At 67.1% G+C, this 25181-nt stretch carries 25 protein-coding genes, 1 tRNA gene and 1 pseudogene; 24 read left to right on the forward strand and 3 right to left on the reverse strand.

What is annotated here, in order from left to right; all coding sequences use genetic code 11:
* The 12 genes from JHD80_RS10080 to JHD80_RS10135 form a co-directional block, all read left to right on the forward strand.
* Window positions 1-1152: ABC transporter permease (locus JHD80_RS10080; protein ID WP_248311473.1), on the forward strand; the 1152-nt coding region annotated here is incomplete at its 5' end.
* 37 nt (window positions 1153-1189) lie between these two features.
* Window positions 1190-2320 (forward strand): glycosyltransferase family 4 protein, encoded by a 1131-nt coding sequence (locus tag JHD80_RS10085; protein WP_199086653.1) that lies wholly within the window; start codon window positions 1190-1192, stop codon window positions 2318-2320.
* Window positions 2317-3114: a polysaccharide deacetylase family protein gene (locus JHD80_RS10090; RefSeq protein ID WP_199086655.1), complete on the forward strand. Its 798-nt coding sequence runs from the start codon at window positions 2317-2319 to the stop codon at window positions 3112-3114. The genes JHD80_RS10085 and JHD80_RS10090 overlap by 4 nt, the downstream gene beginning before the upstream one ends.
* A 149-nt stretch (window positions 3115-3263) precedes the next feature.
* Window positions 3264-4544, forward strand: coding sequence for a glycosyltransferase family protein (locus JHD80_RS10095; RefSeq protein ID WP_199086657.1), 1281 nt, complete (start codon window positions 3264-3266; stop codon window positions 4542-4544).
* 73 nt (window positions 4545-4617) lie between these two features.
* Window positions 4618-4806: a twin transmembrane helix small protein gene (locus tag JHD80_RS10100; protein ID WP_199086659.1), complete on the forward strand. Its 189-nt coding sequence runs from the start codon at window positions 4618-4620 to the stop codon at window positions 4804-4806.
* A gap of 154 nt (window positions 4807-4960) precedes the next feature.
* Window positions 4961-5557, forward strand: a complete 597-nt coding sequence (locus tag JHD80_RS10105) for an acyloxyacyl hydrolase (RefSeq protein WP_199086660.1) — start codon at window positions 4961-4963, stop codon at window positions 5555-5557.
* A 58-nt stretch (window positions 5558-5615) separates the two neighbouring features.
* The gene (locus JHD80_RS10110; RefSeq protein ID WP_199086663.1) at window positions 5616-6197 is read left to right on the forward strand and encodes a cob(I)yrinic acid a,c-diamide adenosyltransferase; all 582 of its coding nucleotides are present in this window, start codon (window positions 5616-5618) and stop codon (window positions 6195-6197) included.
* Window positions 6198-6213: 16 nt separating this feature from the next.
* The gene (locus tag JHD80_RS10115; protein WP_199086665.1) at window positions 6214-6912 is read left to right on the forward strand and encodes a rhomboid family intramembrane serine protease; all 699 of its coding nucleotides are present in this window, start codon (window positions 6214-6216) and stop codon (window positions 6910-6912) included.
* Window positions 6913-7076: 164 nt separating this feature from the next.
* The gene (locus tag JHD80_RS10120) at window positions 7077-7823 is read left to right on the forward strand and encodes an electron transfer flavoprotein subunit beta/FixA family protein (protein WP_199086667.1); all 747 of its coding nucleotides are present in this window, start codon (window positions 7077-7079) and stop codon (window positions 7821-7823) included.
* Window positions 7823-8767: an electron transfer flavoprotein subunit alpha/FixB family protein gene (locus tag JHD80_RS10125; protein ID WP_199086668.1), complete on the forward strand. Its 945-nt coding sequence runs from the start codon at window positions 7823-7825 to the stop codon at window positions 8765-8767. Before JHD80_RS10120 ends, JHD80_RS10125 begins: the two co-directional genes overlap by 1 nt.
* A gap of 83 nt (window positions 8768-8850) precedes the next feature.
* On the forward strand, window positions 8851-9735 hold the full coding sequence (locus tag JHD80_RS10130) for a 3-hydroxybutyryl-CoA dehydrogenase (RefSeq protein ID WP_199086670.1): 885 nt from the start codon (window positions 8851-8853) through the stop codon (window positions 9733-9735).
* A gap of 226 nt (window positions 9736-9961) precedes the next feature.
* Complete coding sequence (locus JHD80_RS10135) at window positions 9962-10519, forward strand: HNH endonuclease (protein ID WP_199086672.1); 558 nt, start codon at window positions 9962-9964, stop codon at window positions 10517-10519.
* 56 nt (window positions 10520-10575) lie between these two features.
* Here the strand turns inward: JHD80_RS10135 and JHD80_RS10140 are convergent, their stop codons facing one another.
* A complete protein-coding gene (locus JHD80_RS10140; RefSeq protein ID WP_199086674.1) occupies window positions 10576-11481 on the reverse strand; it encodes a LysR family transcriptional regulator in 906 nt (301 codons plus the stop codon).
* Between the two features lie 120 nt (window positions 11482-11601).
* Between JHD80_RS10140 and JHD80_RS10145 the strand changes: the two genes are divergently transcribed.
* The 3 genes and pseudogenes from JHD80_RS10145 to JHD80_RS10155 all read left to right on the forward strand — a co-directional run bounded on the left by JHD80_RS10145 (window position 11602) and on the right by JHD80_RS10155 (window position 13305).
* Window positions 11602-12147 (forward strand): carboxymuconolactone decarboxylase family protein, encoded by a 546-nt coding sequence (locus tag JHD80_RS10145; RefSeq protein ID WP_199086676.1) that lies wholly within the window; start codon window positions 11602-11604, stop codon window positions 12145-12147.
* Between the two features lie 59 nt (window positions 12148-12206).
* Window positions 12207-12839, forward strand: coding sequence for a pyridoxamine 5'-phosphate oxidase family protein (locus JHD80_RS10150; RefSeq protein ID WP_199086678.1), 633 nt, complete (start codon window positions 12207-12209; stop codon window positions 12837-12839).
* Window positions 12836-13305: pseudogene (locus JHD80_RS10155) on the forward strand (nuclear transport factor 2 family protein). The gene JHD80_RS10150 and the pseudogene JHD80_RS10155 overlap by 4 nt, the downstream one beginning before the upstream one ends.
* A 112-nt stretch (window positions 13306-13417) precedes the next feature.
* Here JHD80_RS10155 and JHD80_RS10160 read toward each other — a convergent pair.
* The gene (locus tag JHD80_RS10160; RefSeq protein ID WP_199086680.1) at window positions 13418-13942 is read right to left on the reverse strand and encodes a disulfide bond formation protein B; all 525 of its coding nucleotides are present in this window, start codon (window positions 13940-13942) and stop codon (window positions 13418-13420) included.
* Window positions 13943-13949: 7 nt separating this feature from the next.
* The gene (locus JHD80_RS10165) at window positions 13950-14561 is read right to left on the reverse strand and encodes a YqaA family protein (RefSeq protein ID WP_199086682.1); all 612 of its coding nucleotides are present in this window, start codon (window positions 14559-14561) and stop codon (window positions 13950-13952) included.
* Between the two features lie 198 nt (window positions 14562-14759).
* Between JHD80_RS10165 and JHD80_RS10170 the strand changes: the two genes are divergently transcribed.
* From JHD80_RS10170 to JHD80_RS10210, 9 genes are all read left to right on the forward strand, one after another.
* Window positions 14760-14844: transfer RNA gene (locus JHD80_RS10170), tRNA-Leu, on the forward strand.
* Between the two features lie 205 nt (window positions 14845-15049).
* Complete coding sequence (locus tag JHD80_RS10175; protein ID WP_248311474.1) at window positions 15050-16705, forward strand: MFS transporter; 1656 nt, start codon at window positions 15050-15052, stop codon at window positions 16703-16705.
* Between the two features lie 297 nt (window positions 16706-17002).
* On the forward strand, window positions 17003-17092 hold the full coding sequence (locus JHD80_RS10180; protein ID WP_173044066.1) for a K(+)-transporting ATPase subunit F: 90 nt from the start codon (window positions 17003-17005) through the stop codon (window positions 17090-17092).
* Between the two features lie 30 nt (window positions 17093-17122).
* Entirely contained in the window at window positions 17123-18826 is a 1704-nt protein-coding gene (gene kdpA, locus JHD80_RS10185; protein WP_199086683.1) for a potassium-transporting ATPase subunit KdpA, read from the forward strand.
* A 10-nt stretch (window positions 18827-18836) separates the two neighbouring features.
* The gene (locus JHD80_RS10190; protein ID WP_199086685.1) at window positions 18837-19010 is read left to right on the forward strand and encodes a hypothetical protein; all 174 of its coding nucleotides are present in this window, start codon (window positions 18837-18839) and stop codon (window positions 19008-19010) included.
* 33 nt (window positions 19011-19043) lie between these two features.
* Window positions 19044-21089, forward strand: a complete 2046-nt coding sequence (gene kdpB / locus JHD80_RS10195) for a potassium-transporting ATPase subunit KdpB (protein WP_199086687.1) — start codon at window positions 19044-19046, stop codon at window positions 21087-21089.
* A 12-nt stretch (window positions 21090-21101) separates the two neighbouring features.
* Complete coding sequence (locus tag JHD80_RS10200; RefSeq protein ID WP_199086688.1) at window positions 21102-21707, forward strand: K(+)-transporting ATPase subunit C; 606 nt, start codon at window positions 21102-21104, stop codon at window positions 21705-21707.
* 51 nt (window positions 21708-21758) lie between these two features.
* The gene (locus tag JHD80_RS10205; protein WP_199086690.1) at window positions 21759-24467 is read left to right on the forward strand and encodes a sensor histidine kinase; all 2709 of its coding nucleotides are present in this window, start codon (window positions 21759-21761) and stop codon (window positions 24465-24467) included.
* Complete coding sequence (locus tag JHD80_RS10210) at window positions 24464-25156, forward strand: response regulator transcription factor (protein ID WP_199086692.1); 693 nt, start codon at window positions 24464-24466, stop codon at window positions 25154-25156. The genes JHD80_RS10205 and JHD80_RS10210 overlap by 4 nt, the downstream gene beginning before the upstream one ends.
* The last annotated feature ends 25 nt before the right edge of the window (window positions 25157-25181 follow it).

The raw sequence follows: 25181 nt of genomic DNA on the forward strand, positions 1-25181 counted from the left end.
GGCGCAGCCCTGCCCCACGAGGTCTCGACGGCGCCGTTCGAGCCCTATGCCACCGAGTCGATGACGCCGGAGCAGGAGCGGGTCTACCTCGCCTCGCAATGGCAGTTGATGTGGTGGAAGTTCCGCAAGCACCGACTCGCGGTCATCTCCGCCGTGATGATCTTCGCGATCTATGCCATGGCGGCCTTCGCCGAGTTCCTGGCGCCCTATCATTACACCACGCGCAATACCGACTTCATCCGTGCGCCCGCGCAGAGCATCCATCTCTTCCACGAGGGCCAGTTCGTCGGCCCCTTCGTCTACCCCTATGCGATGCGCCTCAACATGGAGAACCTGAAGCGCGAATACGAAGTCGACACCACGCGCCCGGAGAAGCTGCGCTTCTTCTGCAAGGGCGACGACTACACGTTCTGGGGCCTGATCCCCGGCAACACCCATCTCGTCTGCCCGCCCGAGGGCGGCACCTTCTTCTTCCTCGGCTCGGACCGGCTCGGCCGCGACATGCTCTCGCGCATTCTCTATGGCGGACGCATCTCGCTCTCGATCGGCCTGCTCGGCGTCTCCGTCTCCTTCGTGCTCGGCGTCATCATCGGCGGCATCGCCGGCTATTACGGCGGCCGGGTCGATCTCGTGATCCAGCGCATCATCGAGATCGTGCAGTCGCTGCCGCATATCCCGCTCTGGCTGGCGCTGGCCTCGATCCTGCCGCCGTCCTGGAGCCCGCTGCTGGTCTATTTCGGCATCACGGTGATCCTCGGCCTGATGGACTGGACCGGGCTCGCCCGCTCGGTGCGCTCGAAGCTGCTCTCGCTGCGCGAGGAGGATTATGTCGTCGCCGCCCAGCTCATGGGGGCGAAGCCACGCCGTATCATCGCGCTCCATCTGGTGCCGGGCTTCATGAGCCATCTCATCGCCTCGGCCACGATCACCATCCCCCGGACGATCCTTGGCGAGACCGCGCTTTCCTTCCTGGGCCTGGGCCTCAGGCCGCCGATCACCAGTTGGGGCGTGATGCTCAACGAAGCCCAGAACATCAATGTTGTGGCGCTTTACCCCTGGCTGCTCTATCCGGTCGTGCCGGTGATCGTGATCATCCTCGCCTTCAACTTCCTCGGCGACGGCCTGCGCGACGCGGCCGACCCCTATCGCTGACGTCAAAAGCACTCATCGCCACCGCCACGAAGCCTCCTTGCGCATCGCTTTCCATACCCCCCTCAATCCGGTCGGCGACAGCGGCGTCTCCGGCGACCGCCGCATGGCGCGCCAGCTCATGGCCGCGCTCGAAAGCCTCGGCCATGTCGTCGAGCCCGTCGCGGCGCCGAAGGCCTATTTTCGCGAGGCCGATCCCGAGCGCTTCGCGCGCTGGACGAAGGATGCTGCGAGCCTGCGTGAGACCTTGCTCGCCGGCTACCGGAAGGACCTGCCGCGCCCCGATCTCTGGTTCACCTACCACAACTACTACCGCGCGCCGGACTTCCTCGGCCCTGAGATCGCGGCCGCGCTCGGCATTCCCTATGTCACGGCCGAATCGAGCGATTCGAGCCGGCGCGCGACCGGCCCCTGGGCCGCGCAGACGGCCGTCGTCCGGCACGGGCTCGCGGCCGGCGACGTCCATTTCTTCTTCACCGACCGCGACCGGCAGGGCCTCGAACCCTGGCGGAACACGGGGACGGCCCTGCTTCCGCTTCCCCCCTTCGTCGCACTTGGCCCCGATCCCATGCCGAGCGCCGGCCGATCCGGTCCGCCGCGCCTGGTCACCGTCGCCATGATGCGCGCCGGCGCCAAGCTCACGAGCTACCTGGCGCTCGCCCGTGTCCTCGACCGCTGCCGGGACGAAGGCTGGACACTCAGCATCATCGGCGATGGCCCCTGCCGGGCCGAAATCGAGGCCGCCTTCGCTCATCTGCCGGAAGGCCGCATCACCTGGCACGGTCAGCTCGAACGCGAAGCGACGCAGGCCGAGCTCGCCCGCAACGACATCTTTATCTGGCCGGGCATCGGCGAGGCCTATGGCCTGGTCTATCTCGAAGCCCAAGCTGCGGGGCTGCCGGTCGTCGCTTTCGACAGCGGCGGCGTCGCCGAGACGGTCCGAACCGGCGAAACCGCCTTCCTCGCTCCCGAGCATGACGAAGAAGCGCTGGCCGCCGCGCTGACCGGCCTGCTGCGCGACGAGTCCCTGCGCAAGGGCATGGGTGCAGCCGCGCGCCGCTTCATTCGCAGCGAACGGACGACCGAGCGCGCTGCCGAAAGATTGGCCGAAGGCCTCGCCCTTGCCTTGCACAACCGCAGCGCCAAGCCGCGCGGGAAGGCCTCGCCATGAACGCCGCCCTCTGGCCGGCACTCGCGCGCGAACTCGACCGCTGGAGCGCCGACGGCCGAACGGTCGGTCTCTGGCTGCGCGACGACGATGCCGTCGCGCCCAGCCCGGCGCTCGACCGTCTGTCGGAACTCGCCGAGCGTTTCGCGGTGCCGGTCCTGCTCGCGGTCATTCCCCTGCTGGCCGAGCCTGCGTTGGCGGCCACGCTGCGCGGCAAGCCATTGCTGCGCCCCTGCCAGCATGGCGTCGTCCATCGCAATCACGCCCCTGCCGGAGCCAAGAAATCGGAATTCGGCGCCGAGCGAGCCGCAGCCGATGTCGATGCCGAGATCGCCCAGGGCCGGCAGCGCCTGCACGACCTCTTCGGCGACGCTGCCCTGCCGATCTTCGTCCCGCCTTGGAACCGCATCGCGCCGGACCATGCCGCGCGCCTCGGCGCACTGGGCTTCGCCGGGCTCTCCTGTTTCCGCGATTATCGCCACGGTCCGGCGGGTGGCCCACGCCTGCTCAATACCCATGTCGACATCATCGACTGGCATGGCGGCCGCGTTGGCCGTCCGGTCGCCGCGATCCTGGACGAGCTCGTCGCTCTGCTCGCGGAGAGCCGGCAGCGCGAGGCCGGCGATATCGAACTGGGCCTGCTCCTGCACCACCGCGACCATGACGAGACCGCCTGGTCTGCCCTCTCCGACCTGCTGCGCGCCGCCGATCATCCGGCTGTCCGCCTCCTCGACCCCGGCGCTCTCATCCGACCATCCATCAATGTCGTCCCGAACGGCGCCCCCAGCCTACGATGACGTGATGGCACCCCGGCGGTTTATCCCGTCGGAGGGCCGCTCGACAGGCTTGGATCGTCCCCGGCGACCCGCTATAACCGTTCCAGTTTTTTCAGCTGCGTTCGTCCTCGCCAAGAGGTCGTCTGGCCTTTCCGGGGGGCGACGTTCCGATGCCTTCAAACGTCGTCGACCTCGCCGGTGCCGAACGCGCGCCGCGCAGCCCGCATGCGCCGCGCGTGCTGATCTACAGCCATGACACCTTCGGGCTCGGCCATATCCGCCGCTGCCGTGCCATCGCCAATGCGCTGATCGCCAGCTTCCCGCATATCTCGGTGATTATCGTCTCCGGCTCGTCGGTGATCTCGAGCTTCCAGTTCGGCGACGGCGTCGACTATGTCCGCATTCCCGGCGTCGAGAAGCAGAGCGACGGCAGCTACGAGCCGCACCATCTTAATCTCGACCTCGGCGACACCATCCGCCTGCGCGCCGACATCATCAAGCAGACCGTCCTCTCTTTCGATCCCGATGTGGTCATCGTCGACAAGGAGCCGGTCGGCCTGCGCGGCGAACTGAAGCCCTCGCTCGACATCCTGCGCCGCCGCGGCGCCCGCATCGTGCTTGGCCTGCGCGACGTGCTCGACGAGCCCGGCGCGGTGCTGGAGGAGTGGAGCCGCAACGGCGCGCTCGAAGCGCTGGACACCGTCTATGACGACATCTTCGTCTACGGTCTGGAGAACGTCTATCAGCCCCTGACCGGCCTGCCGGACCCGCACCGCTTCGCCGACAAGGTCCGCTACATGGGCTATCTCAAGCGCGCCGTGCCGAGCCCGATGCCGCCGAACCGCTATCCGCGCATCACCAAGCAGCCCTTCGTCCTGGTCACGCCGGGCGGCGGCGGCGACGGCGCCGGCGTGATCGACTGGGTGATCTCGGCCTACGAGGCCGATCCGACGATCGAATTGCCCGCCCTCATCGTCTTCGGCCCGTTCATGTCGCGCGAGAAGCGCAAGGAATTCGCCGAGCGCATCGCGCGCAATCCCAAGCTCGAAGGGCTCGGCTTCGAGCCGCGGCTCGAACTGCTGATGAACCGGGCGCATTGCGTCGTCGCCATGGGCGGCTACAACACCTTCTGCGAAATCCTCTCCTTCGATAAGCCCGCCCTGATCGTCCCGCGCGTCAAGCCGCGCCTGGAACAGGCGATCCGCGCCGGCCGCGCCGACGAGCTCAAGCTGGTCGATACCCTCTACGACCCCTCGCAGACCGGCGAAGGCGAGCGCGATCCCCTCGTGATGGCCGCAGCGCTCCACGCGCTGCCGCGGCGCCCGCCCCCGTCGCAGGCCTTCATGCCGGACCTGCTCGACGGCCTGCCCGCGATCAGCCGCGCGCTCGCGAACGATCTCTCGCTGCCCGTCCGCGGCCGCGCGCTCGCCCAGACGGCTGCGACGAGCTGACCCACGGTCCCACCCGCGCGTAGGCCATCAGAGCGCTGGTCAACGCCTTCGCCCCACCTTAAGCCTGTCTCCCATGACGTTTTCGAACACCCTCGTGTCCGTCGCGGTCGGCGCCGTCGCCATCGTGCTCCTGCTCGGGCTCATCAACATGCTGCGCGGCGGCAGCGCCAACACCTCGCAACGGCTGATGCGCCTGCGGGTCATCCTGCAATTCGTCGCGATCGTCCTGATTGTCATCGTTCTGTGGTGGCGCAACGGCTAAAGCCACCGGCACCATGCGCAAGCCCTTGAAATCATGCGAGGGCTTGGCGCACCCCGCTGTGGACGAAGGCTCGGCTTGCCGCGCCCTGCCACATTCCGAACACGAGTATGTGCGCTTCACTAACGCCTGCTCACACGCTCATTGCCGAAGGCCCATGGTCCGCGTCGCGTTGCTGTCTCTTGCCGTTTGCCTGGCTGCCTCTGCCGCTCCCGCGCAGACCCGGTCCCTCTCCGGCAGTGTCTCCAGCTATGCGCCCGCCGCCGAGCCGCCGGCCCCCGCCTGGGAAGCCCGAATCGGCGCCGGCCTCGCCAATCCCGGCGGCCGCGAGAGCGGCTTGCCGAATCTGAGCGCCGACCTTTTGTCCCCGCGCCTCATTCCCTTGAGCGACCGGATCGCGGCAGCCTTCATCCCCCGCTTCAACATGGGCGCCAGCGTCAACATCAACGGCACGCGCTATGCCTATGCGGGCGCGACCTGGTCCTTCGACATCTCGCGCGACATCTTCGTCGAGGCCAGCCTCGGCGCCGCCCTGAACGACGGCAAGACGGGCCTCATCGTTCCCGAGAACCGCCTCGCAGTCGGCTGCAATACTGGCACGCGCGAGGCCGCCGCTCTCGGATTCCGGCTGACCGACCGCTGGAGCCTCGTCACCACGCTGGAGCATTTCAGTACGGCCGGCTGCTCCGACAAGCCCGGCACCGGCAATCGCGGCCCGGCCAATATCGGCGCGCGGCTCGGCTACACGTTCTGACGGACCGCCACGCCGCAAACGCGCTTCCGTCCGGCCCGCGCCGCGCTATAAGCGTGGCATGGTCAAGCTCAACCGCATCTACACCCGCACCGGCGACGACGGCACGACCGGGCTGACGAGCGGCCCGCGCCGGCCCAAGTTCGACCTGCGCGTCGCCGCCTACGGCACCGTCGACGAGACCAATGCCTGCCTCGGCCTCGCCCGCCTGAATGCGGCCACGGAAGATGCCGGGGTCGATGCCATGCTCGGGCGCATCAGCAATGATCTCTTCGATCTCGGCGCCGATCTTTCGACGCCCGAGACCGACAAGCCCCTCGCCTTCGAGCCGCTGCGCATCGTCCAGGCCCAGGTCGACCGGGTCGAGGCCGAGATCGACGCGCTGAACGCGAATCTCCAGCCCCTGCGCTCCTTCGTCCTGCCGGGCGGCACGCCTGCCGCGACCTATCTCCATCTCGCCCGAACCGTCAGCCGCCGGGCCGAGCGCCTGATGACCGAGCTTGCCGCGACCGAGGGCGAGGCCGTCTCCGCCCCCGCGCTGAAATACATCAACCGCCTCTCGGACTTCCTGTTCGTCGCCTCCCGCTACCTCAATGCCAAGGCAGCCGGCGACGTGCTCTGGGTGCCCGGCCAGAATCGCTAGAGGTTGTCAGGGCATCATGTTCGTCCCCTTGCATGACGGCGTGCCGCTGCGTTTCATGCGAACGCCCTACATCACCTATGGGCTGATCGGCGCCTGCATCGCGCTGCAGATCGCCTTGCAGCTCTGGCCGAGCCAGGAAGCGGAGCTGGCGATCATGGCCGGCTTCGGCATGATTCCCTCGGTGCTGTTCGGCACGGCGCAATTGCCGGAAGGCCTCGCCCATGTCCCGGCCTGGGCGACCCTGTTCAGCAATATCCTGCTGCACGCCAGTCTCGCGCATCTCGTCGGCAACATGCTGTTCCTCTGGGTCTTCGGCGACAATGTCGAGGACGCGATGGGCCACGGCCGTTTCCTTGCCTTCTTCTTCCTCTGCGGGCTCGGCGGCTCGCTCTTCCATGCCGGAATGTACCCGGATTCGCAGCAGCCGCTGATCGGCGCATCGGGCGCCATCTCCGGCGTCATCGCCTCCTATCTGATGATCTATCCGCAGGTCCGGATCTGGGGTCTCGCCTTCAACTGGATTCCGATCCACATCCCGGCCCTCTATGCGCTCGGCGGCTGGATCCTGTTGCAGGCCGCCGCTGCCGTCTTCGGTGCCGACGGCAATGTCGGCTGGTGGGCGCATCTCGGCGGGCTGGCCACGGGCGCCGCGCTGACCCCGCTCTTCGTGCACCGCAGCATCGCCCTGTTCGGGCGCAAGGCCAACCATGGCTGAAGCCGCGCTGTTTTGCCCCCGAGTCGGGCCTGGACGGACGTTGACAAGCGCAAACGGGCGTCGTTACGGTCCCAACGCATTCCAGCCGAGGGCCGCGATGCCGCTGTCCTGCCGTCACGGACGGTGCGGCGCGAGGCTCATCTCTTCTGAACGGTGATCTGGCGATGAAGATCTTGGTGCCCGTCAAGCGGGTGGTTGATTACAACGTGAAGATCCGCGTGAAGGCGGACGGTTCGGGCGTCGAGCTCGCCAATGTGAAGATGTCGATGAACCCGTTCGACGAGATCGCGGTGGAAGAGGCGCTGCGTCTGAAGGAAGCCGGCAAGGCGACCGAGGTGGTCGTGGTTTCGATCGGCCCGGCCCAGGCAGCCGAGACGATCCGTACCGGTCTTGCCATGGGCGCCGATCGCGGCATCCTCGTAAAGGTCGAGGCAAACGTCGAGCCGCTCGCCGTCGCCAAGCTCCTGCAGAAGGTCGTCGAGCAGGAGGCCCCCGGCCTCGTCATCCTCGGCAAGCAGGCGATCGACGACGATTGCAACCAGACCGGCCAGATGCTCGCAGCCCTCCTCGGCTGGGGCCAGGGCACCTTCGCCTCGAAGGTCGTGGTCGGCGACGGCTCGGTCGACGTCACCCGCGAGGTCGATGGCGGCTTGCAGACGGTTTCGCTGAAGCTTCCGGCGATCGTCACCACCGACCTGCGCCTGAACGAGCCGCGCTATGCCTCGCTGCCCAACATCATGAAGGCGAAGAAAAAGCCGCTCGACGAGACCTCGGCCGAAGCCCTCGGCGTCGATGTCGCCCCGCGCCTCAAGGTTCTGAAGACGGTCGAGCCCGCCGGCCGCTCCGCCGGCGTCAAGGTGGCCAACGCCGCCGAACTCGTCTCCAAGCTCAAGACCGCCGGGGTGATCTGATGACCACGCTGCTGATCGCCGAACACGACAACGCCTCGATCAAGGACGCCACCGCCAAGGCGCTGACAGCCGCCGCCAAGCTCGGCGCACCCGTGCATATCCTCGTCGCCGGTGAGGGCGCCAAGGGCGCGGCCGATGCGGCTGCCAAGCTTGCCGGCGTCGAGAAGGTGCTGCTCGCCGATGACGCCGCTTACGGCCATGCGCTGGCCGAGCCGCTGGCGGCGCTGATCGTCAAGCTCGCGGACGGTTACGACGCCATCGTCGCGCCCTCGACCACCACCGGCAAGAACGTGCTGCCGCGCGTCGCAGCCCTGCTCGACGTGATGCAGGTCTCGGATGTCAGCGGCATCGTCTCGCCCGACACCTTCGAGCGCCCGGTCTATGCCGGCAACGCCATCCAGACCGTGCAGTCGACCGACGCCAAGAAGCTCCTGACCATCCGCACTGCCTCCTTCCAGGCGGCTGGCGAAGGCGGCTCGGCCGCGGTCGAGAGCGTCTCGGCGGCCGAGAACCCCGGCATCGCCTCGTTCAAGGGCGAGGAGGTCGCCAAGTCCGACCGTCCGGAACTGGCCTCGGCCAAGATCATCATTTCGGGCGGCCGCGCGCTGGCCTCCTCCGAGAACTTCACCAAGGTGATCGAGCCCGTCGCCGATCGGCTCGGCGCCGCGATGGGCGCCTCGCGCGCCGCGGTCGATGCGGGCTATGCCCCGAACGACTGGCAGGTCGGCCAGACCGGCAAGGTCGTCGCCCCCGAGCTCTACATCGCGGTCGGCATCTCCGGCGCGATCCAGCATCTCGCCGGCATGAAGGACTCGAAGGTCATCGTCGCCATCAACAAGGACGAGGAAGCCCCGATCTTCCAGATCGCCGATTACGGCCTCGTCGGCGATCTCTTCACCATCCTGCCCGAGCTCGACGCCGAACTCGCCAAAGCCGGCAAGTAAGGCCGGCTTCACCCTTCCGGGCCGCCTCAGGGCGGCCCGCTCCGCTCCTGCGGGAGCCTGAACGTTTCATCCGGGATCAAACCATGTCGGACCACGCGATCAAGACGATCGGCATCATCGGTGCAGGCCAGATGGGCAATGGCATTGCCCATGTCGCGGCGGCCGCCGGTTTCGACATCCGACTGCACGACATCGCCGAGGAGCGGATCAACGCCGCGCTCGCGACGATCGACGGCAACATGGCCCGCCAGGTCTCGAAAGGGGCCCTTGCGGACGACGAGCGTCGCGCTGCGATCGCCCGCATCCAGCCCGCCGTCGGCCTTGCCGATCTCGGCGATTGCGATCTGGTGATCGAGGCCGCGACCGAGAACGAAGAGGTCAAGCGCAAGATCTTCACGGCGGTCTGCCCGCATCTGCGCCCCGACGCGATCCTGGCTTCCAACACGTCCTCGATCTCGATCACGCGTCTGGCCGCCGCGACCGATCGCCCCGAGCATTTCATCGGCATCCATTTCATGAATCCGGTGCCGCTGATGCAGCTCGTCGAGCTGATTCGCGGCATCGCCACCGATGACGGCACCTTCGAGCGCGCCAAGAGCCTCGTCGGCCAGCTTCACAAGACCGTCTCGGTCTCCGAGGATTTCCCGGCCTTCATCGTCAACCGCATCCTGCTGCCGATGATCAACGAGGCCGTCTACACGCTCTACGAGGGCGTCGGCTCGGTCGACGCGATCGACACCGCGATGCGGCTCGGCGCCAATCACCCGATGGGCCCGCTCCAGCTCGCCGACTTCATCGGCCTCGATACCTGTCTCTCGGTGATGCAGGTGCTCCATGACGGGCTGGCCGATTCGAAATACCGCCCCTGCCCGCTCCTGGTGAAATATGTCGAGGCCGGCTGGCTCGGGCGCAAGACCAAGCGCGGCTTCTACGATTATCGCGGCGAAAAGCCCGTCCCGACCCGCTGACGAATCGGGCCGGCGGCACGCAAGCGCCGGGAAACCCCGCGCGACATTCATCGCAACCGACCGCCCAGCCGCTGCGGACGAGGCAAATCCTCGTTCGCGCGCAGATGCTTGTCGCAACTGCAACAAGCTCCTTCACATTCCTGTCGTCTCGCGCTTACATTGATCCTTGAGCGGGATTCGTCCCGCTCGACGAAGCGGAGGTGCGACGGGTTTGACGGCGCATGTGATGCATCCGATGGCATCGCCGGACGGTTGTCCGGCTCTGGTGCTGAACGCCGATTTCCGGCCGCTCAGTTACTATCCCCTGTCGCTGTGGAGCTGGCAGGACGCGATCAAGGCGGTCTTCATGGACCGCGTCAACATCGTCTCCGAGTACGACACCGTCGTCCGCAGCCCGAGCTTCGACATGCGGCTGCCCTCGGTGGTCTCGCTGAAGAGCTACATCAAGCCCTCGCGAACGCCGGCCTTCACCCGCTTCAACGTCTTCCTGCGCGACCGCTTCGCCTGCCAATACTGCAACACGCGCGACGAACTGACCTTCGACCACGTCATCCCGCGCTCGAAGGGCGGCCTGACCACCTGGGAAAACGTCGTCGCCGCCTGCTCGCCCTGCAACCTGCGCAAGGGCGACAAGATGCCGGCCGCGGTCGAGATGTTCCCGGCCCAGAAGCCCTATGCGCCGACGGTCAACGACCTCCACCGCAACGGCAAGCTCTTCCCGCCGAACTACCTGCACGAGAGCTGGCTGGACTATCTCTACTGGGATTCGGAGCTGGAGCCGTAAGGCCTGCGCCGCCGTCTATCGAACGGGCTTGGGCCGGGATCTGACGGCTTCAGGGCTCATAGAGAGCCCAATCGTCCTCGCATTCGGCCTGTCGCGAAATCCAGGAACACGCGCATCTTCGAGGGAAGCACCCCTCGTCCGGCGTGAAGCAGGTGCACCGGCAGGGGTTCGACCTCGAAATCGGCGAGGATGATCTGCAGCAATCCCTCGCGTACGGCATCCGCACATTGGTAATGGAGCACGCGGGTTGCTCCGATGCCTTCGGACGCGGCCCATACGGCAGCCTCGGCCGTGGTCACGGAGAGGCGCGCTCGGATCGGCACCTCCGCGAGGGCCTTGCCGCCCTTCGATCGAAAGGGCCACGCCGAGGCCGACGACAAGGCTTCGAAATTCACGCAGGGCACATTCGACAGATCCGCAGGAGAACGGGGCATGCCGCGCGCGGCGCTCAGTGTCGGGCTGACGCACACCACCGTCCGCATCGATCCGACGCGGGTCGCGATCAGGGTGCTGTCCGGCAGCCGGCCGATCCGCACGGCCATGTCGACATGATCCTCGACCAGATGGAGATTGCGATCCGAGAGAAGCAGCCGCACGTCGATCTCCGGATAGGCCACCAGGAACTCGGTCACGATCGGCAGGATGTGCAGGCGACCGAACAGGAGCGGCGCCGTCAGGATGAGCTCGCCGCGGGGTGCGTGGAACTCGCCTGCTGCGATCCGCTCGGTTTCGTCGATCTCCGAGAGGATCCGGCGGGCGGACGCGACATAGGCCGCACCCGTCTCCGTCAATGCGACCTTCCGGGTCGTGCGGATGAGGAGCCGGGTCCCGAGATGCGCCTCGAGCTCGCTCACCTTCCGGCTGACGGTCGCCAGAGGCACGCCGAGATCGCGGCTGGCCGCCGAAAAACTCCCCTTGTCGACGACGCCGAGAAGGATCGTCATGGCCTCCAGGCGGTCCATCACTATTCCATAAATTGGGAATGATATTCTCGATAATAGCAGATTATGCGCGTCGATGGAAAAACCTATCTCTGTCGCGTCCGGGGCGGTCCCGGCCTTCGCTCAGACAGGAGAGACCCGATGCCCCGCCTTGCCATTCCCGCTCGCGACGATGTGCCCGAGGCTTCGAAGCCGATTCTCGATGCCGTGCAAAAACAGCTCGGCGTCGTCCCCAACATGTTTCGCCTGATCGCCCGGAGCCCGGCCGCTTTGCAGGGCTTCGCCGCCAATAACGGCGCGCTGGGCAAGACGCTCGACCTCAAGACGCGCGAGCGGATCGCCCTGGCGGTGGCGCAGGTTAACGGCTGCGATTATTGCCTTTCGGCTCACAGCTATCTCGCCCTGAACCTCGCCAAGATCAGCCCCGAGGAGATCGCCCTCAATCGCAAGGGCCGATCCGGCGACGCAAAGGCGGATGCCGCCGTGCGCTTCGCCGCCAAGGTGGTGCGCGAGCGCGGGCAGATCACCGGTGCAGACATCGAGGCCGTCCGCGATGCCGGCTTCAGCGACGCCCAGATCGTGGAGATTCTCGCCGTCACCGCCGAGAACATCTTCACGAACCTGCTCAATATCGTCGCGGAGACCGAGATCGATTTTCCGGTCGTCCAGGCCAGCCAGGCGGCTTGAAACAGAGGGCTGGCGGCCGGTCCGCCAGCCCGGCGCTCATCGCAGCAGGGAGAAGCGACATGTCCTATGGATTTCTCGACATTGCGGTGACACCGGGCGTCCGGGCGGTGCAGGCCGAAATGGGCGCCGATCGCATCTGGCAGGACTTCAAGGGCGACCGTGCGTTCGATCGTTTCACCGAGAACGAGGCCGCCTTCATCGCCGATCGCGACAGCTTCTATATCGCGACCGTCTCGGAGACCGGATGGCCTTATGTCCAGCACCGGGGCGGGCCGCGCGGCTTCCTCCGGCTGATCGACGATCGCACGCTCGCCTTCGCCGATTATCGCGGCAACCGCCAATATATCAGCACCGGCAATCTGGCAGCCGATGACCGCGCCTGCCTGTTCCTCATGGACTATGCTCGCCGCGCCCGGCTGAAGATCTATGCCGAAGTGGAAACCCTTGCGATCGAAGCCGATCCGGCGCTGACGGAACGCGTCACCATTCCGGGCTATCGGGCAAAGATCGAACGCATCTTCCGGTTGCGCCTCGCGGCTTTCGACTGGAATTGCCAGCAGCACATCACCCCGCGCTTTGCCGAGCAGGAGGTCGTCGAGGCGATCCGTCCTCTCCATGATCGCGTGGCCCAGCTCGAAACGGAGAACGCGGCCTTGCGCGCCAGGCTTGCCGACAGCGGAGACACTCCATGACCATTCAGCGTCCCCCATTTCCTCCCTTCACGGCCGAGACAGCCGCTGAAAAGGTCCGCCTTGCCGAAAATGGCTGGAACAGCCGCAACCCCGAGAAGGTGGCGCTCGCCTATGCCGTCGACAGCTTTTGGCGAAACCGGGCCGAATTCGTCCGAGGCCGCGAGGCGATCGTCGCCTTCCTCACGCGCAAATGGCAGCGCGAGCTGGACTACCGGCTGATCAAGGAATTGTGGAGTTATGATAAAAACCGGATCGCCGTGCGCTTTGCCTATGAATGGCACGACGACAGCGGCAACTGGTTCCGCTCCTACGGCAACGAGAACTGGGAGTTCGATCGCGATGGCCTGATGCGCCTCCGCTTTGCCTCCATCAACGACGCGCCGATCCAGGAGAACGACCGCAAATATCACTGGCCTTGGGGCGCCGCCCCGACGATCATCCGTCACTGACGGATCTCGGGCTTTGACGGGAGTGACTGCTTTTAGACACCCGGCCTGACAGGCTGATGCCTTGAGTACGGGCTAGCTGCGACCCGGATCAAGGACGAGGTGGTCAGCGGTGCTCACTCATGGGGCGCGTCACAGCCTTTTGCCGTGCAGCAGCCCGAACACCGCGAGCAGGAACAGCCCGGCCGAGACGAGCGCATTCCACCCGGCCAGCGACAGGCCGAGGAAGCGCCACGCCGCCTCCGAGCACGCGACGATCCGTGTCGTCTGCAGTTGCTTCATGAAGTCCTGCATGCCGGTCGCCGCCGCGGCTGCGCCGCCGCAATCGTTCGGCCCCATGAACCAGCCCCATTCGACGCCGGCATGATAGACGCCGAGCCCCGTGCTCCAGGCCATCAGCCCGGCCAGGCCGAGCAGGACGAGCCATTGCAGGCGCGGCGAGCGCGCCAGGACCAGCCCGGCGAGCGCCAGCCCGATCGCGGCGTAATGCGGCATGCGCTGCTCCAGGCAGAGCTTGCAGGGCTGCAGATGCAGGACGAGCTCGAAGAACCAGGCTCCCGCGATCAAGGCCAGGCTGGCCAAGCCGATGAGGGCGATCAGGTGCCGCAGGCTCGGCAGGCGGCGCGCAGCGGGGGCAGCAGTGAGGGACGCGGTCATGGCGGGCTCAGCAGGAGAGAAGCTGGCCGGACCCTGCGACGAGCTTGAGGCCGAAATAAAGCAGGATCAGCACGGCAGCCCCCACCACCGCGATCACTTTCAGGCGACGTTCGATGAAATGGCGGATCGTGTCGCCATAGCGCCTGAGCAGGAAGGCGAGCGCGAAGAAGCGGGCCCCGCGCGCCAGCACGCAGGAGATGATGAAGAAGGTCAGGCCGATATGGACGGCGCCGGCCAGGATCGTCACCACCTTGATCGGCGGCAGATGGGCGAGGCCCGAGGTGGTCAGCAGGATCAGCGTCGTATCCGGCCCGGCGCAGGCCTTGAGCGTCTCGAAGGCACCGAGCTTGCCGTAGAACGCCAGCACCGGCTTCGCCAGCGCCTCGAAGGCGTAATAGCCGATCGCGTAGCCCAGGATGCCGCCCAGCACCGAGAACAGCGTCGCGATGAAGGCCAGCCTGTAGGCGCGCTGCGGGCGCGCCAACGCCATCGGCACGAACAGCACATCGGCGGGGATCAGGAAGAACGAGCTCTCGACGAAGGCGACGACCGCCAGCCAGAGCTCCGCCCGCGGCCGGGCGGCGAGGGACATCGTCCATTCGTAGAGGCGCTTGAGCATGGCGCGCTCTAGAGCATGAGCCGGGTGGTGACGCAACGGCTTCAGTGCCCCGAGAAGACGCGATTTTGAGCCGTTTGGCCCGCGATTCGACCTTGACGGTGCAATGCCGTGACGATCCCCCGTCAAAACCTGCGGGAATGACCGTCCGACCGATTGACCGGCATCGGCCGATCGCTATAGTCCGCCCGCCTGCAAAGGGCCCCTGTGGCGGAATTGGTAGACGCGCTCGACTCAAAATCGAGTTCCGCAAGGAGTGCTGGTTCGATCCCGGCCAGGGGCACCATTTGCCATCCCCGCGACATCTCCGGCGCCTCAGGCGAGCCGCCACGGCGCATGCGCCCGCACCCGTCGGCCTGCACGACGGGAAGTATTCGTCTCCTTGCAGGTCTTCCATGCCGGAAACTCAGGCCTCGCAGGCCGGAAACGTGACATAAGATTCCGGAATCACGCTCGGAACCCCTGCCGGCGGCCCAGGAGCAGACGTCGGAATGAGCCGAGTCATGGATGTGCGGAAGCCCGCGGCAAGCACCGGGCCGTTTGCACCTCTCAACAACGTCACCTTCCGGGCGATCTGGCTCGCCGGTCTGATCTCGGGGCTGGGATGGCTGATCCAGACTATCGCCATGAGCTGGCTGATGGCGACGATCACGCCGTCCAGCGTCATGGTCGCGCTGGTTCAGGCCGCGACCAACCTGCCCGCCTTCATCCTGTCGATCTTCGCCGGCGCCATCGTCGACAACTTCAATCGCCGCAAGGTGATGCTGGCCGCCCGGTCGCTGATGACCTTGACCGCCGTGGCGCTGACGGTCCTCGTCGCCCTCGGCATGATCAATCCCTGGGTCATCCTGTTCTTCAGCTTCCTCGCCGGCTGCGGCATCGCCTTCAACGACCCCGCCTGGCAGGCCTCGGTCGGTGATATCGTCGACCGCAAGGATCTCGCGGCGGCCGTGACGCTGACATCCGTCGGCTTCAACACCGTGCGCAGCGTCGGGCCGGCGCTCGCCGGCATCATCCTGGCGAGTTTCGGCCCGTTGACGGCATTCTGCCTGTATACGCTCGGCCATCTCGCGCCGCTCGCCGTCGTCTGGCGCTCCAAATGGAAGGTGCCGGTCTCGCGGCTGCCGCCCGAAGCGATGCTGACGGCGATCTCCGACGGCATCCGCTTCACCTCCCTGTCCTCGGAGATCAAGACGGCGCTCGGGCGCGGCTTCCTCTTCGGCTTCGCCGGCATCGCCATCCTCGCGCTGCTGCCTTTGGTGGTACGGGACCAGCTCAAGCAGGGCGCGATCGCCTACGGCACGCTGATGGCGGGTTTCGGCGCAGGCGCGCTGCTGGCCGGCCTCTTCTCGACGACGCTGCGGCGCAAGCGGTCGGACGAGCAGATGCTGAAGCTGGCCTGCACCGCTTGCGCGACCTGCACGCTCTGTCTTTCGCTGACCCACATCCCGGCCGTCGCTGCCGTCGCACTGATGCTTGGCGGCGCGGGATGGGTCCTGGGCTGGTCGGGCCTCAGCATCAGCGTGCAATGGGCGAGCCCCCGCTGGGTCGTCGGTCGCACGATTTCGCTCTACTACGCGCTCACCTCGCTCGGGCTTGCCGGCGGGAGCTGGCTCTGGGGCATGGTCACCGAGAGTTATTCGCTGAGCTTTGCCCTGCAGGCCTCTACGGCGGCGTCGCTGGGCGTTGCCCTGCTCGGCTTCGTCCTGCCGATCCATCAGCGCAAGGATTCCGACGTCTCGACGCCCGACAGCTTCGAGGCGCCGGCGCTCAGCCTCGATCTGAAGCCGCGCAGCGGGCCGATCGCGGTCAAGATCGAGTACCGGATCGACCCCGATCAGGTCGAGACCTTCCTAGCCCTGATGCTGCAGCGTCGGCGCGCTCAGGGGCGCAACGGTGCGCGCCGCTGGATCCTGACGCGCAACCTGCACGATATCGCGGTGTGGACCGAGAGCTTCCGCACGCCGACCTGGCACGATTATCTGCGCTTCAACTACCGCCGGACCGCGGCCGACAGGGCGCTGAACGACAACCTTGCCGATCTGCACAGGGGCGACGGAGCGCCGGAGGTGACGCTCTCGATCGAACGGCCCACCGCCGTGTCGCGAAAGGCCAGCATCTTCAGGTCCGACACGCCCCACGCCTGAAGACTGCGGTGATGCCGCCACCGCCGGCTTCTCCGAATTCCTATAAAATTCCTATTCTGCGACGGCTCCGGCCGTCTCGAACGGCTATGCCGCCAGCACGATAATCCCCGCCATGGTCGATCTGCTCGCGCCCTCGCCTTCCGCAGGAAGGCAAACGCGCGCACGTCGACCCATCGGTAACGCCCGGTCGAAAGGACCACGGCAATGGATATCGCCATGCTCGCGCTCGGTCTCGGCTTCTTCTCCGCCGCGCTCGCCTATGTCTCGGCCTGCAACGCGCTCTGAAGGAGCCTTTCCATGTTCGTCGACTATCTCCTCGGCGGCGCGGTGACCGCGGTCCTGCTCGTCTATCTCACCTATGCGCTGCTGCGCCCCGAGCGCTTCTGAGCGCCGGCGCAAAGCTCTGAAAGCAGTCCCATGACACTCTACGGCTGGATCCAGATCCTCGTCTTCTGCGCGATCGTGCTCGCCTTGGTGAAGCCGCTCGGCGGCTACATGACCCGCGTCTTCAACGGCGAGCGCACTGTCCTCTCGCCCGCGCTCGCACCGATCGAGCGCGGGCTCTATGCGCTTGCCGGCACGCATGAGCGCGAAGAGCAGCACTGGAGCGGCTACGCCGTGGCGCTGCTGCTGTTCAACCTCGCCGGCCTGCTGCTGCTCTATGGGCTGCAGCGCTTCCAGGGCCTGCTGCCGCTGAACCCGGACGGCATGAGCACAGTCGCGCCCGATCTCGCCTTCAACACGGCGGTCAGCTTCGTCACCAACACCAACTGGCAGGGCTATGGGGGCGAAAGCACCCTATCCTACCTGACGCAGATGCTCGGCCTGACCGTGCAGAACTTCGTCTCGGCCGCGACCGGCATCGCCATCGCGGTCGCGCTGATCCGCGGCTTCGCCCGCGCCTCGGCCAAATCGGTCGGCAGCTTCTGGGTCGATCTGACCCGCGCGACCCTCTACATCCTGCTGCCGCTCTGCATCCTGCTGACGCTGGCCTATGTCGCGCTCGGCATGCCGCAGACGCTCGACGCCGCGGTCACCGCGACGACGCTCGAGGGCGCGCAGCAGACGATCGCGCGCGGCCCGGTCGCCTCGCAGGTCGCGATCAAGATGCTCGGCACCAATGGCGGCGGCTTCTTCAATGCCAATGCCGCCCATCCCTTCGAGAATCCCGACGCCATCTCGAACCTCATCCAGATGGTCTCGATCTTCGCGATCGGTGCTGCCCTCACCAATGTCTTCGGCCGGATGGTCGGCAACGAGCGCCAGGGCTGGGCGATCCTCTCGGCCATGGGCGCCCTATTCATCGCCGGCATCGCCGTCTGCTACTGGGCGGAAGCATCGGGCAACCCGCTGGTCCAGGCGCTGGGGCTCCAGGGCGGCAACCTGGAGGGCAAGGAGATGCGCTTCGGCATCCCGCTCTCCGCCCTCTTCGCCGTCGTGACCACCGCCGCCTCCTGCGGCGCGGTCAACGCCATGCATGGCAGCTTCACCGCGCTCGGCGGCATGATCCCGCTCATCAACATGGAGCTCGGCGAGGTCATCGTCGGCGGCGTCGGCGCCGGCTTCTACGGCATCGTGCTCTTCGTCGTGCTGGCGATCTTCGTTGCCGGCCTGATGGTCGGCCGCACGCCGGAATATCTCGGCAAGAAGATCGAGGCCCGCGAGGTCAAGATGGCGATGCTCGCCATCCTCTGCCTGCCGGCCGGCATGCTGATCTTCACCGCGATCGCCGTGGTGCTGCCCGGCGCGGTCGCCTCCACCGGCAATAGCGGCCCGCATGGCTTCTCCGAGATCCTCTACGCCTATACCTCGGCGGCGGCGAACAACGGCTCGGCCTTTGCCAGCCTCTCGGCGAACACGCTCTGGTACAACACCACGCTCGGCATCACGATGCTGGTCGGCCGCTTCCTGGTCATCGTCCCGGCGCTCGCCATCGCCGGATCGCTCGCCGCGAAGAAATCCGTGCCCGCCTCGGCCGGCACCTTCCCGACCGACGGCCCGCTCTTCGTCGGCCTGCTCGTCGGCGTCATCCTGATCGTCGGTGGCCTGACCTTCTTCCCGGCACTGGCCGTCGGCCCGATCGTCGAGCATCTCGCGATGCTCGCGAGCCAGAGCTTCTGAGGAGGCCACCATGGCAAGCTGCCTGCGCCAAATGCGTCGTGACGCCGTCCACCGCGACGCGACCTCCCGGGAACAGGACAGGGCGCCCCCGCGCCCTGCCACCCTCATCCTCGGCCTGACGGTCGCTCTGTTCCTCGTCCTGCTGCTCGTCCGCGCGCTCGCCGGCCTCGTCGCCGCTGCCTGAGCCGGACCCAACACCACTCCGCTGGAGCCTCTTATGAGCCAGTCCAAATCCGCGAGCCTGATCGACGCCCGGATCCTGCTGCCGGCCCTCGCCGACGCCTTCCGCAAGCTCGACCCGCGCAGCCTCGCCCGCAACCCGGTGATGTTCGTCGTCGCCGTGGTCTCGGCGCTTACCACCATCCTCTTCGTCAAGGACCTCGCCACCGGAGGCGCCAATCTCGGCTTCTCCTTCCAGATCGTGATCTGGCTCTGGTTCACCGTGCTCTTCGCCAATTTCGCCGAGGCGGTGGCAGAAGGGCGCGGCAAGGCCCAGGCCGACTCGCTGCGCAAGACGCGCTCCGAGACCGAGGCCAAGCTGCTCTCGAGCGATGATCGCAGCCAGTTCCGGCTGGTGCCGGGCACCTCGCTCAAGGTCGGCGACGTCGTACTGGTCGAAGCCGGCGACATCATCCCCTCGGACGGCGAAGTCATCGAGGGCGTCGCCTCGGTCAACGAGGCCGCGATCACCGGCGAATCCGCTCCCGTCATCCGTGAATCCGGCGGCGACCGCTCTGCCGTGACCGGCGGTACGCAGGTGCTTTCCGACTGGATCCGCGTGCGCATCACCGCCGCGGCGGGCTCGACCTTCATCGACCGCATGATCGCGCTGGTCGAGGGCGCCGAGCGCCAGAAGACGCCGAACGAGATCGCGCTCAACATCCTGCTCGCGGGCATGACGCTGATCTTCGTGCTCGCCACCGTGACGATCCCGAGCTTCGCCACCTATGCCGGCGGCTATATCCCGGTCGTCGTGCTGGTCGCGCTGTTCGTCACGCTGATCCCGACCACGATCGGTGCCTTGCTCTCGGCCATCGGCATCGCCGGCATGGATCGGCTGGTGCGCTTCAACGTGCTCGCCATGTCCGGCCGCGCCGTCGAGGCAGCCGGCGACGTCGACACGCTGCTGCTCGACAAGACCGGCACGATCACGCTCGGCAACCGCCAGGCGACCGAGTTCCGCCCGGTGCGTGGCGTCAGCGAGCAGGAACTGGCCGATGCGGCGCAGGTCGCCTCGCTCGCCGACGAAACGCCGGAAGGCCGCTCGATCGTCGTGCTCGCCAAGGAGAAATACGCCATCCGCGCCCGCGACATGGGCGCGCTGCACGCGACCTTCGTGCCCTTCACCGCGCAGAGCCGGATGAGCGGCGTCGATCTCGAGGGATCGCAGATCCGCAAGGGCGCGGTCGATGCCGTCCTGAACTATGTCGAGGGCGCCGGCACCGAGGCCGTGCGCGAGACCCAGGCCATCGCCGCCGAGATCGCCAAGGCCGGCGGCACGCCGCTCGCAGTCGCCCGCGACGGCCGCCTGCTCGGCGTCATCCACCTCAAGGACATCGTCAAGGGCGGCATCCGCGAGCGCTTCACGGAGCTGCGCCGCATGGGCATCCGCACGGTGATGATCACCGGCGACAACCCGATGACCGCCGCCGCCATCGCGGCCGAGGCCGGCGTCGACGATTTCCTCGCCCAGGCCACGCCCGAGAACAAGCTCGCCCTGATCCGCGAGGAACAGGCCAAGGGCAAGCTCGTCGCCATGTGCGGCGACGGCACCAACGATGCCCCCGCTCTCGCGCAGGCCGATGTCGGCGTCGCCATGAACACCGGCACGGTCGCCGCACGCGAGGCCGGCAACATGGTCGATCTCGATAGCGATCCGACCAAGCTCATCGAGATCGTCGAGATCGGCAAGCAGCTCCTGATGACGCGCGGCGCGCTGACGACCTTCTCGATCGCCAACGACGTCGCCAAGTATTTCGCCATCATCCCGGCGATGTTCCTGGCCTTCTATCCGCAGCTCGGCGCGCTCAACATCATGGGCCTGCAGACGCCGCAGAGCGCCATTCTCTCCGCGATCATCTTCAACGCGCTGATCATCGTCGCGCTGATCCCGCTCGCGCTGAAGGGCGTGAAGTACCGCGCGGTGGGCGCCGGCGCCCTGCTCAGCCGCAACCTGCTCGTCTACGGGCTCGGCGGCATCATCGTCCCCTTCATCGGCATCAAGGCCATCGACATGGCCATCACCGCCATCGGCCTCGTCTAAGGAGCCGCAGCCATGCTCAAGCAGATCCGCCCCGCCCTCGTGATGATCGTGGCGCTCTCGGCCATCACCGGCCTCGCCTACCCTCTCGCGATGACCGGCATCGCCCAGGCCGTCTTCCCGCGCCAGGCCAATGGCAGCCTGATCGAGAAGGACGGCAAGATCATCGGCTCCAGCCTGATCGGCCAGAACTTCACGGGCGAACGCTATTTCCACGGCCGCCCCTCGGCGACCTCAGGCACCGACCCGAACGACAGCACGAAGACCGTCGACGCGCCCTACAATGCCGCCAATTCCGGCGGCTCCAATCTCGGCCCGACCAATCAGAAGCTGATCGAGCGCATCAAGGCCGAAACCGAGAAGCTCAAGGCCGAGAACCCGGATGCGCCGGTGCCGATGGAACTGGTGACCACTTCCGGCAGCGGGCTCGACCCGCATATCTCGCCCGAGGCCGCCTATTTCCAGATCGCCCGCGTCGCCAAGGCCCGCAATGCCGACCCTGCGACGCTCAAGGCATTGGTCGATACCCTCGTCGAGAAGCGCAAGCTCGGCTTCATCGGCGAGCCCGTCGTCAACGTGCTCGCGCTGAACCTTGCTCTCGACGGCGCCGTCCAGCGCTGACACAAAGACCCCGGCGGCGCATGAGGCGCCGCCGCTTTCCCTGCGGACCGCATGACCATCGCCGACAGCCATCGCGAGACGAGAGGCAGGCCCTCCCCGGAGGCGCTGCTGGCCAGCGCCCAGCGCGAGGGCCGCGGTCGCCTGAAGATCTTCCTCGGCGCGGCGCCGGGCGTCGGCAAGACCTACGAGATGCTGACCTCCGGACGCGCGCGCCGGGCGGAAGGGATCGATGTCGTGATCGGCGTCGTCGAGACCCATGGCCGCAGCGAGACGCAGGCGCTGGTCGACGGCTTCGAGATCGTCCCGCGCCGGCTCGTCGACTACAAGGGCCGCGCGCTCGACGAGATGGACCTGGACGCGATCCTGGCGCGCCGGCCGGCCCTCGTCCTCGTCGACGAGCTCGCCCACACCAACGCCCCCGGCAGCCGCCATCCCAAGCGCTATCTCGATGTCGAGGAGCTGCTGTCGCGCGGCATCGACGTCTACACCACGCTCAACATCCAGCATGTCGAGAGCCTGAACGACGTCGTCGCCCAGATCACCCGCATCCGCGTGCGCGAGACCGTCCCGGACTCGATCGTCGACCGCGCCGACGACATCGAGATCATCGACCTGACGCCGGCCGACCTGATCAAGCGCCTCGACGAGGGCAAGGTCTATCTCGGCAAGACCGCCAAGCGCGCCGTCGCGAACTATTTCTCGCCCGGCAACCTGACCGCGCTGCGCGAGCTCGCCCTGCGTCGCACCGCCCAGCGGGTCGACGACCAGCTTCTCTGCCATATGCAGGAACACGCGATCTCCGGCCCCTGGGCGGCGGGCGAGCGCATCCTGGTCTGCATCGACGACAGCGTCGGGGCGCCCACCCTGATCCGCCATGCCAAGCGGCAGGCCGACCGCCTGCGTGCGCCCTGGAGCGCGCTCTATGTCGAGACGCCGCAGGCAGCGGCGCTGTCGGAGGAGGCCAAGACGCGTATCGCCAATGCGCTGAGGCTCGCAGCCCAGCTCGGCGGCGAGGCCGTCACCCTGCCCGGCCAGGACGTCGCCGGCGAAATCCTCAGGCACGCCACGGCCGGCAACGTCACCCAGATCATCGTCGGCAAGCCGGCCAAGCCGCGCTGGCGGGAATGGCTGAGCCCTTCCGTCTCGCATGAGCTGATCAACCGGGCCGGCGATATCGGCGTCCATGTCGTCGCCTTGCGGGAGCAGGCGGCGGACAAGGCGGGCGCGATCTCGACCATAGGGCGGCCCGGGTTTTCGCCCCGGCCCTATCTGGCGGCGCTGGCCTATGTCGCCGTCGCGCTCGGCGCAGCCGAATTGCTTAGCCAGATCATGGATCTGCGCAATATCGCGCTGGTTTTCCTCACCGCCGTCCTTGCGTCGGCCGTTACGGCGGGTCTCTGGCCCGCGCTCTTCGCCTCGCTGCTGAGCGCGCTCGCGCTGAATTTCTTCTTCATCGCGCCGCTCTACACGCTGACGATCAGCGATCCCGAGAACGTCGTCGCGCTCGGCTTCTTCCTGCTCGTCGCGCTGATCGCCTCGAACCTGACGGCTCGTGTACAACGGCAAGCCAATGCCGCCCGCCAGCGCGCCCGCACCACCGAGGACCTCTATCTGTTCTCGAAGAAGCTCGCCGGCACCGGGACGCTCGACGACGTGCTCTGGGCCAGCGCCTTCCAGATCGCCTCGATGCTGCGCGTCCGCGTCGTCATCCTGATGCCGGACGACGGCACGCTTTCGGTCCGCGCCGGCTATCCGCCCGACGACACCTTGGTCGATGCCGATATCGCCGCCGCCCGCTGGGCCTGGGAGCATGACCGCCCGGCTGGGCGCGGCGCCGACACCTTGCCCGGCGCCAAGCGACTTTACCTGCCCCTGCGCACCGGCCGCACCGCGATCGGCGTCATCGGCCTCGACGACGACAAGGAAGGCCCGCTATTGACGCCGGAGCAGCAACGCCTGCTCGATGCGCTGGCCGACCAGGCCGCGGTCGCCATCGAGCGCATCCAGCTCGTCGCCGATGTCGACCGGGCCAAGCTCGCGGCCGAGGCCGACCGCCTGCGCTCGGCCCTCCTCACCTCGATCTCGCATGACCTCAAGACGCCATTGGCCTCGATCCTGGGCGCGGCCGGCACCTTGCGCGACTATCGCCAGGCCCTGCCGGAAGAGGACTACACCGCCCTGCTCGCGACCGTGATCGACGAATCCGAACGGCTCAACCGCTTCATCGCCAATCTCCTCGACATGACCCGGATCGAATCCGGCGCGATGGAGCCCAATGCCGCTTTGGTCGATGTCGCCGATGTCGTCGGCAGCGCGTTGCGTCGCGCCAACAAGATCACCGCCGGCCACAGCGTCGAGACCGCCTTGCCCGACGACCTGCCGATGCTCCGGCTCGATCCCGTGCTGTTCGAACAGGTGCTGTTCAACCTGCTCGACAATGCCGCGAAATACGCCCCTGCCGGCAGCGCCATCGCCATCCGCGCCCGGCAGGACGGCCGCGAGGTCCTGGTGACGGTGACCGACGAAGGTCCCGGCCTGCCGCCCGCCGATCTCGAACGCGTCTTCGACAGCTTCTACCGTGTCCGCAAGGGCGACCAGGTCCGTGCCGGAACCGGGCTCGGCCTCGCCATCTGCCGCGGCTTCGTCGAGGCGATGGGCGGCACGATCACGGCGGCCAACCGGACGGACCGCAGCGGCGCCGTCTTCACCATCCGCCTGCCGGCCGAGGCCCAGCCCAAACCATTGGAACCGCAGACATGACGGCAACGGACATCAAGGTGCTGGTCGTGGACGACGAGCCGGCGATCCGTCGCCTGCTGCGCGTCGGCCTCTCGACCGAGGGCTATGCCATCCGCGAGGCGGCCACCGCCCGCGAGGCGGTCGAGCGCATCGCCGAGGAACTGCCCGACCTCGTCATCCTCGATCTCGGCCTGCCCGATATGTCCGGTCAGGAATTGCTCCAGAAATGGCGCGCGGAGGCGTTGGTCCTGCCCATCGTCATCCTGTCGAGCCGAACCGACGAAGCCGGCATCGTCGACGCCCTCGAGAACGGCGCCGACGACTACGTCACGAAGCCCTTCGGCATGAAGGAGCTGGCAGCGCGGCTGCGCGTCGCCTTGCGCCACAAGCTCCAGCAGCAGGGCGAGAAGCCGATCTTCCAGACCGGCGAGCTCTCGGTCGACCTCGTCAAGCGCATCGTCCGGCTGGGCGAGCAGGAGGTGAAGCTCTCGCCCAAGGAATACGACATCCTGCGCATCCTCGTGCAGCATGCCGGCAAGGTGCTGACCCACCAGTATCTAATGAAGCAGGTCTGGGGCGCCTCGGCTGACGTCCAGTACCTGCGCGTCTATGTCCGGCAGCTCCGCCAGAAGATCGAGCGCATCCCCGACCAGCCGCAATACATCACCACCGAGACCGGCGTCGGTTATCGCCTCCGCGAAGCCGAGTGAGCTCCGCCCCACGGCACAAACTGAC

It is taken from the genome of Allobosea sp. ASV33, assembly GCF_016428755.1.
Classification (GTDB): domain Bacteria; phylum Pseudomonadota; class Alphaproteobacteria; order Rhizobiales; family Beijerinckiaceae; genus Allobosea.

Coding starts and splice junctions, on each gene's coding strand:
- JHD80_RS10210 (WP_199086692.1), top strand. CDS start 24,464: ATGACGGCAACGGACATCAAGGTGCTGGTCGTGGACGACGAGCCGGCG.
- JHD80_RS10090 (WP_199086655.1), top strand. CDS start 2,317: ATGAACGCCGCCCTCTGGCCGGCACTCGCGCGCGAACTCGACCGCTGG.
- JHD80_RS10200 (WP_199086688.1), top strand. CDS start 21,102: ATGCTCAAGCAGATCCGCCCCGCCCTCGTGATGATCGTGGCGCTCTCG.
- JHD80_RS10125 (WP_199086668.1), top strand. CDS start 7,823: ATGACCACGCTGCTGATCGCCGAACACGACAACGCCTCGATCAAGGAC.
- JHD80_RS10160 (WP_199086680.1), bottom strand. CDS start 13,942: ATGACCGCGTCCCTCACTGCTGCCCCCGCTGCGCGCCGCCTGCCGAGC.
- JHD80_RS10105 (WP_199086660.1), top strand. CDS start 4,961: ATGGTCCGCGTCGCGTTGCTGTCTCTTGCCGTTTGCCTGGCTGCCTCT.
- JHD80_RS10190 (WP_199086685.1), top strand. CDS start 18,837: ATGGCAAGCTGCCTGCGCCAAATGCGTCGTGACGCCGTCCACCGCGAC.
- JHD80_RS10135 (WP_199086672.1), top strand. CDS start 9,962: ATGCATCCGATGGCATCGCCGGACGGTTGTCCGGCTCTGGTGCTGAAC.
- JHD80_RS10130 (WP_199086670.1), top strand. CDS start 8,851: ATGTCGGACCACGCGATCAAGACGATCGGCATCATCGGTGCAGGCCAG.
- JHD80_RS10095 (WP_199086657.1), top strand. CDS start 3,264: ATGCCTTCAAACGTCGTCGACCTCGCCGGTGCCGAACGCGCGCCGCGC.
- kdpB (WP_199086687.1), top strand. CDS start 19,044: ATGAGCCAGTCCAAATCCGCGAGCCTGATCGACGCCCGGATCCTGCTG.
- JHD80_RS10110 (WP_199086663.1), top strand. CDS start 5,616: ATGGTCAAGCTCAACCGCATCTACACCCGCACCGGCGACGACGGCACG.
- kdpA (WP_199086683.1), top strand. CDS start 17,123: ATGACACTCTACGGCTGGATCCAGATCCTCGTCTTCTGCGCGATCGTG.
- JHD80_RS10180 (WP_173044066.1), top strand. CDS start 17,003: ATGTTCGTCGACTATCTCCTCGGCGGCGCGGTGACCGCGGTCCTGCTC.
- JHD80_RS10145 (WP_199086676.1), top strand. CDS start 11,602: ATGCCCCGCCTTGCCATTCCCGCTCGCGACGATGTGCCCGAGGCTTCG.
- JHD80_RS10140 (WP_199086674.1), bottom strand. CDS start 11,481: ATGGACCGCCTGGAGGCCATGACGATCCTTCTCGGCGTCGTCGACAAG.
- JHD80_RS10100 (WP_199086659.1), top strand. CDS start 4,618: ATGACGTTTTCGAACACCCTCGTGTCCGTCGCGGTCGGCGCCGTCGCC.
- JHD80_RS10205 (WP_199086690.1), top strand. CDS start 21,759: ATGACCATCGCCGACAGCCATCGCGAGACGAGAGGCAGGCCCTCCCCG.
- JHD80_RS10165 (WP_199086682.1), bottom strand. CDS start 14,561: ATGCTCAAGCGCCTCTACGAATGGACGATGTCCCTCGCCGCCCGGCCG.
- JHD80_RS10175 (WP_248311474.1), top strand. CDS start 15,050: ATGAGCCGAGTCATGGATGTGCGGAAGCCCGCGGCAAGCACCGGGCCG.
- JHD80_RS10115 (WP_199086665.1), top strand. CDS start 6,214: ATGTTCGTCCCCTTGCATGACGGCGTGCCGCTGCGTTTCATGCGAACG.
- JHD80_RS10150 (WP_199086678.1), top strand. CDS start 12,207: ATGTCCTATGGATTTCTCGACATTGCGGTGACACCGGGCGTCCGGGCG.
- JHD80_RS10120 (WP_199086667.1), top strand. CDS start 7,077: ATGAAGATCTTGGTGCCCGTCAAGCGGGTGGTTGATTACAACGTGAAG.